Annotated in this window: 6 protein-coding genes; 2 read left to right on the top strand and 4 right to left on the bottom strand. The window is 76.2% G+C overall.

Annotated features, from left to right (window positions below; translation table 11 throughout):
• Positions 1-101: 101 nt before the first annotated feature.
• Both GPJ59_RS32120 and GPJ59_RS32125 read right to left on the bottom strand, forming a co-directional pair.
• Complete coding sequence (locus GPJ59_RS32120; protein ID WP_219671442.1) at positions 102-1,007, bottom strand: aldo/keto reductase; 906 nt, start codon at positions 1,005-1,007, stop codon at positions 102-104.
• 1 nt (position 1,008) lies between these two features.
• Positions 1,009-1,920 carry an NAD-dependent epimerase/dehydratase family protein gene (locus tag GPJ59_RS32125; RefSeq protein WP_219671443.1) on the bottom strand — a complete coding sequence of 304 codons (912 nt, stop codon included), beginning with the start codon at positions 1,918-1,920 and terminating at the stop codon, positions 1,009-1,011.
• Between the two features lie 87 nt (positions 1,921-2,007).
• On the opposite strand from GPJ59_RS32125, the gene GPJ59_RS32130 reads away from it, so the two are divergent.
• On the top strand, positions 2,008-2,541 hold the full coding sequence (locus tag GPJ59_RS32130; protein WP_219671444.1) for an Lrp/AsnC family transcriptional regulator: 534 nt from the start codon (positions 2,008-2,010) through the stop codon (positions 2,539-2,541).
• Between the two features lie 48 nt (positions 2,542-2,589).
• Here the strand turns inward: GPJ59_RS32130 and GPJ59_RS32135 are convergent, their stop codons facing one another.
• Positions 2,590-2,787 carry a hypothetical protein gene (locus tag GPJ59_RS32135; RefSeq protein WP_219671445.1) on the bottom strand — a complete coding sequence of 66 codons (198 nt, stop codon included), beginning with the start codon at positions 2,785-2,787 and terminating at the stop codon, positions 2,590-2,592.
• 40 nt (positions 2,788-2,827) lie between these two features.
• Entirely contained in the window at positions 2,828-4,390 is a 1,563-nt protein-coding gene (locus tag GPJ59_RS32140) for an IucA/IucC family protein (RefSeq protein ID WP_219671446.1), read from the bottom strand.
• A gap of 56 nt (positions 4,391-4,446) precedes the next feature.
• Here GPJ59_RS32140 and GPJ59_RS32145 point away from each other — a divergent pair, with 56 nt between their 5' ends.
• Complete coding sequence (locus GPJ59_RS32145) at positions 4,447-6,039, top strand: IucA/IucC family siderophore biosynthesis protein (protein WP_219671447.1); 1,593 nt, start codon at positions 4,447-4,449, stop codon at positions 6,037-6,039.
• The last annotated feature ends 243 nt before the right edge of the window (positions 6,040-6,282 follow it).

Raw genomic sequence — 6,282 nt, forward strand, 5'->3', positions numbered from 1 at the left:
GCGCCGGACGGCGGGCGGCGGCAACCCGTCCGACGGCGCGCCGGACGGCGAACGCAGCGGTCATCCGCAACCCGTCCGACGGCGCCGGACGGCGGCCGCCGTCAGACCGGTTCGGCGGCGAGCGGCAGCGGCAGCGGCAGCCGGGCCAGGTCCTCCGCGTCCAGAACCAGGTCGGCGGCCGCCGCCGAGTCCCGGACCGACGCCGGGCGCGAGGCTCCGGGGATGGGCAGGACGGTCGGCGAGAGGGTCAGCAGCCAGGCCAGCGCGACCTGTTGGGGGGAGGTGCCGTGCCGGCGTGCCACCTCGTGGAACGGCGTCGTGGGCGCCGGCCCGTCCGCGCCCGGCCCGTCCAGGGAGCTGCGGGAGATGCCGCCGAGCGGGCTCCACGGCAGGAAGGCGAGGCCGAGCGAGGCGCACAGCCGCAGCTGGGGGTCGCTGCCCCGGACGGCGGGCGAGTAGCGGTTCTGCACGGACACCAGCCGGTCGCCGAGGATCTCCCGGGCCTCGCGGATCTGCTCGACCGAGACGTTGGAGACGCCGGCCAGCCGGATGGTGCCCCGGTCGGCGAGCTCCCGCAGCGCCCCCACCGACTCGGCGAACGGGACGTCCGGGTCGGGCTTGTGCAGCTGGTACAGGCCGATCGCCTCCACCCCCAGGCGCCGGGCGGAGGCCTCGGCGGCGGCCCGCAGGTGGCGCGGGTCGCCGTCGACGGTCCAGTCGCCGTCGCCGGTCCGGGCCCGGCCGCCCTTCGTGGCCACCAGCACCTCGTCGGCCGCGCCGCCGTGGCCGCGCAGGGCGCGGGCGATCAGCAGCTCGTTGTGGCCGGGTTCGCCGCCGGGCGCGTAGTAGGAGTCCGCGGTGTCGACGAGGGTGATGCCCGCGTCCAGGGCCGCGTGCACCGTGGCCACGGCCCGCTCCGCGTCGGGCCGGCCCTCGATGGACAGCGGCATGGCGCCGTAGCCGATCGCCGAGACGGTGCCGAGACCGGGCAGGGTCAGGGTACGCATGTCAGTTGCCTTCCAGGGTTTCGGCGACGGCGCGGGCGAGCCAGTCGCCGGTGCGGGAGAAACGGAAGCCGAGTTCCTCGGCACGGGAGTTGTCCATGCCGTAGGAGCGGGCGAAGGAGAAGGGCGAGGCCGCCTCCTGCGGCCCGGCCGGGGTGTAGCGGGCCCGGTACGGCCCGCCCGGCAGTGCCCCGGCCACCGCGTCCACGATGTCGGCCGTGGTCAGCGGCCCGTGGGAGGCGGCGTTGACCGGACCGGTGAACTCCTGGCCGGTCACCCAGTGCAGGAACGCGGCGATCTCGTCCACGTGGACGTACGTGGCCGGGTGGTTGGGCACGGTGACCGCGACCGGCTCGCCGGCCCGCAGCCGGTCGGCGTAGTGGGTGACCCGCCCGGTGAAGTCGTCCGCCCCGCCGATCACATGGGCCACGCGGACGGCGACGTACGGCAGGCCGGGCGCCGCGGCCAGGACCGCCTCGGCCTGGCGCTTGCCCTCGCCGTAGTGCGCGGCGGCGAACTCCGGGTCGGTCCAGGGCAGGCCGAGGTCGACCGCGACCGCTCGCGGGTCCACCGCCGCCTCGGTGACCGCGGCCGCCGCGTCCTGGTGCTCGTACACCTCCACGGTGGAGGTCATCACGTACCTGCCGGTCCGGCCGGCCAGGACGCGGGCGGCGACGGCCGCCTGGCGCGGGGTGTAGCAGACCTGGTCGACCACCACGTCGAAGGTCCGGCCGCCGAGCACGGCGGTCAGCGCGGCCTCGTCGTCGCGGTCCGCGACCAGGTGCGCGGCCCCGGGCGGGGGCGCCGCCGACCCCCGGTTGAGGACGGTCACCCGGTCGCCTGCGGCGAGCAGCGAGCGGATCAGCCGCTTGCCGAAATACCGGTTGCCCCCGATCACCAGGACCTCGCGCGCCATCTCCCGTACCCCTTCCCACCTGCTCCGACCTGCGGATTTCCTGTCCACAAGTGTTACGTTGAGGCGCTCGCGCCTGAAGGGGGAAACATGGGAGATCGGGTCGTCGCACCGAAGGAACCACGCCATCCGCGCCCGTCCGCCGCCGTTTCGTCGGCGGGCTTCGACCAGGTGGACCGGCAGCTGCTGGACCTGGTCCAGCAGGACGGCCGGATCAAGCTCAGCGAGCTGGGCCGGCGGATCAGCCTGAGCCCCGCCGCGGTCGCCGAGCGGCTGCGCCGGCTGGAGGCCGGCGGGGCGATCACCGGCTACGGCGCCCGGGTGGACCCGGCCCGGCTCGGGTACGGCATCCAGGCGTTCATCCGGGTGAACCCGCACGGCGGTTACACCCTCAAGGCTCCGCGGACGCTCGAACTCATGGAGCGCCCGGAGGTCCTGGAGGTGCACCACGTCGTCGGCGAGGACTGCTGGATCCTCAAGGTCGCGGTCACCGACACGCTGCACCTGGAGGAGATGCTGGCCCAGGTCTCCGTGCTCGGCCGGACCACCACCTCGGTCGTGCTGTCCTCCCCCGTCGGCGGGCGCAGCGCCAAGCCGCTGCTGCCGCCGCCACCCGCCGGCTGAACCCGGCCGCCCGCCGGCTGAGCCCTGCCGCCCGGGCGGGCTCGGGCCTCAGGCGGGCCGGGCCCGCCGTTCCACGACCGGGTCGAGAACGATCTCGGGCGGGGCGGCGCAGGTCACCACGTGCCCGCAGGGCTGGACGGTCACCTCCACCGGCCCGCCGCGCCCGCCGCGCCCGCTCCGCCACGACACCCGGTGCGCCGGTGCTTTGCACAGCGGACAGGCCGGCATGGCCCAGATGCTGTTCATGGTTCCCCCTCGCAGCGAAACGGCCGGTGGGCGCACTCTGTCACGGAGATCGCCGGCCGTCGGGATCCGTTCCCGAATCGAAACCCTGGCCGGTGTCGCGCAACGGGTTGGGCAGCGGGAGATAGCGGGCGGAGGCTCCGTCGGCGTGCGTCCAGCGCAGCAGCAGGTTGGTCTTGCCGGGCAGCGCGGGGGCGGCGAGGAGCTCGGGGATCTCCGGGAGGGGGTGCTCCGCGTGGTGGCGCAGGAACGCGGCGCGGGCCGCCGGCCACAGCTGCGGGGCGACCTGCGGGTGCTGTTCGGCGAGGGCGGCGGCGATCTCGGTCAGGTGGTTGACCACCAGGCAGTAGACGAGCCGCTGCCAGCCCGCCGCGCGCGGGGTGCCGGAGAGGAGTTTGACGCCTTCCGCGTCGCGGAAGAGGGCCTGCACCGGCAGGCCCGCGGCGTCGACGGCGACCAGCGTGTTCTGGACGTGCGCCTCCAGCACCACCCCGTGGGCGAAGAGGTCGAGGACCGGCGGGACCACCTGGCGGAGGTAGGCGTTCCACCAGGCCGCCGGATCGGTGGCGGCGGCCAGTGGGCTGCCGGGATAGCCCTCGGCCAGCGCGGCGGCCAGCAGCGGGGTGGCGCCGGGCCGCACCCGGCCGCCCAGCCCGTCGCGGACCAGCACGGCCAGCTCCTCGAAGGCGAAGCCGGCCGTCCGGTAGCCGCGGTCGCCGAGCCAGGCGGCGGGTGAACCCGTACGGGCCCGCAGGCCGGCGAAGGCCTCGGTGACGGCCGCGTCGCTGCGGCGCAGCGCCAGCAGGTCGTGCCGCCACAGCCGCCGTACGTCGTTCGTGATGCGCACGTCCAGGCTGAACTTCAGGAAGAGGTCGGCCTCCGGCAGGTACACCGTGCGCAGCGAGGCCGTGGGGTGTGCGCGGACGCGGCTCGGTCCGAGGTCGAGGAGGCGCCCGTCCGCGAAGGCCCGACGGGCGCCGGTCAGCTCCAGTTGCCAGGGGTGGGCCGGCAGCAGCCGGTAGCCGGCCGGGAGCGGCGGCGCGCCCAGCGGTCCGGCGAGGGCGTCGAGCGGGCCGGCGGCGTCGGGGCCGCCCTCCTCGACGAGCTGGTCCTCGCGCAGCGCCAGCAGGGCCAGCGGGAAGCCGGCGTGCGCCTCGGGGGCGTACGGGAGCCAGCTCGCGGCCGGGGCACCACCCCGCGCCTTGGGCGCCGGGTGGTACGGATGGCCCATCACCAGGGCCTGCTCGGAGTACAGGTAGGGGTCCCGCGGCGGGTCCGCGGCGGCCCGGGCGGTGAGAAGCGCGGCGACGGCGGCCCGGCTGTCGGCCATCTCGCTGAAGAGCTCGTCGTTGGGGACGCCGGTCAGCAGCCGCAGCTCCTCGCAGGTGAGCTTGAGCAGCTCCGGGTGGTTCAGGGTGCGCCAGCCGCCCGCCGTGTACAGCTGGGGGCGCTCGGGGCGGCGGCCTCCGTGCACCCGCAGCAGCCGGCCGCTGGCGCGCAGCCGGTGGCGGCCCACGGCGCCGTCGGGTTCGGCGGCCTCCCGCAGGAGGCAGTTGAGCAGCGGCGCTGCGGCGTACGCGTCGGCGGTGGCGTCCACGGAGTCCATTCGGGGAGCGGTGGGCGTTCTCGGTACCGATTATTGCCCGATCATGGGAGGTTGTGATGAGCGCACGGAGGAGGAGAGCCGTTCTGGACCGCAGCAGCCCGCGCAGCAGCCCGCACGGGACCCGGGCCGAGGAGTCCGTCGCCGCCGAACTGGAGGCCGTACGCCCGCGGCTGGCCGCCGGGTACGCGGCGGAGCTGGCCGGCGCCCGGGCCGCCGTGCTGACCCGGCTGTGGCGGGCCCTGGCCTACGAGCCGCTGCCGTGGGTGGTGCGCCGCGAGCGCGGCAGCGACGGGCTGACGCTGGAGCTGGCGCACGGGGCCCGGGTGCACGGGCCGCCGCCCGATACGTACGCGACCACCGCGTACGCCGGCCAGGTCGAGCTGGACGGCGTACCGTACCGGCACCCCGCCCGGCTGATGAGGGCGCTGGGCGTGCCGCACGGGGCGGAGTTCGCCGCGGAACTGGACGGCAGCACCGCCTCGTTGGCCCTCTCCCGAGCCGGCCGCCCGGCCCCGGACCCGGCCGGCCCCTGGCCGCGGACGGGCTGGGAGTGGGAGCAGCGCGTCGTCGACGGCCATCCCTACCACCCGGGCTGCCGCTCCCGCCCCGGGTTCACGGTCGCCGAGCAGCTCGCGTACGCGCCCGAGCACGGCCCCGTGGTCCGCCTGGGCCTGCTGCCGGTGGACCGGGCGGAGTGCCTGGTGGCCGGGGACTGGCCCGGCCGGCTGCGGGACGGCGGGCGGATCCTGGTCCCGGTGCACCCCTGGCAGGCCCGGCACGTGCTGAAGTCGGCACGGATGGAGGGGCGTTGCGCGGGCGAGGCGGGCGGCGGTCTCGCCGCGCATCCGCTGATGGCCCTGCGGACGCTGGCCCCGGCCGGGCCGGACGGCGGCCCGCACGTGAAGACCGCGCTGAGCACCCGGCTGACCTCCTCGGTGCGCGACATCTCGGTGTACTCGATCGAGACGGCCGCGGCGGTGTCGGCGTTCGCCCAGGACCTGGCGGCCCGGCTGGGCGGACTGCTGCACGTCACCCGCACGGTGGGGGCGGTGTCCGCGTACGCCTCGGAACTGGCGGCGGTGCTCCGCGAACCGCCCGAGCACTACGCCGACGCGGACGCGGGCGAACGGGTGGTCCCGGTGGCGGCGCTGGCCACCACCGGACTGGTGCGCTCGGCCGACTGGCTGGCGTCCTTCGCCCGGCTGGCCCTGACGGTGTGCATGCGGGTGCTGGAGCTCGGGGTGGCCCTGGAGGCCCACGGGCAGAACCTGCTGGTCGTCCTCGGCCCGGACGGCGCCCCGCGCCGCCTGGTCTACCGCGACCTCGCCGACATCCGGATCAGCCCGGTGCGGCTCAGGCGGCACGGCATCCCCGTACCGCCGGTCGCCGGCCGGCTCGTCACCGACGACGAAACGATTCTGCGCCGCAAGCTGTACGGCTCACTGGTCTGCGGCGCACTGGGCGCGACCGCGGGCTCGGCGGCCGCACTCGGCGCGGCCCTGGCGAAGGCGGTCGCCGACCTGCCGGCGGGCCCGGACCGGGATGCACTGGTCTCGCAGCCGCTCCCGGTGAAGGCACTCACCCTGATGCGACTGAGCCCGGGGACGCCGGGCGACCTGTGGACCGGGGTGGACAATCCGCTGACCTGACCACTGGCCGGGCCTGAACGGCACGGCAGCGGTCCGGGACCTGGTTTCCGGCCTGGTCCGGCCTGGTCCGGCCGGACCGACCCGGACGGGCCGGTGCCGGGCGGGCGGCGGCGGGCGGCGGCGGTCGGGGCTGTGGGCCGTTCAGGGGAGTTCGGCGGGGGTATCGGGCCCCGCTGCGCGGCGATCGGGGGCCGTGGTGGCTGAAGTGGGGGCATGACCCTTCCTCGCCGCCGGGTCCTGGCG

The sequence above is a fragment of the Streptomyces bambusae genome (assembly GCF_019400985.1).
GTDB lineage: Bacteria > Actinomycetota > Actinomycetes > Streptomycetales > Streptomycetaceae > Streptomyces > Streptomyces bambusae_A.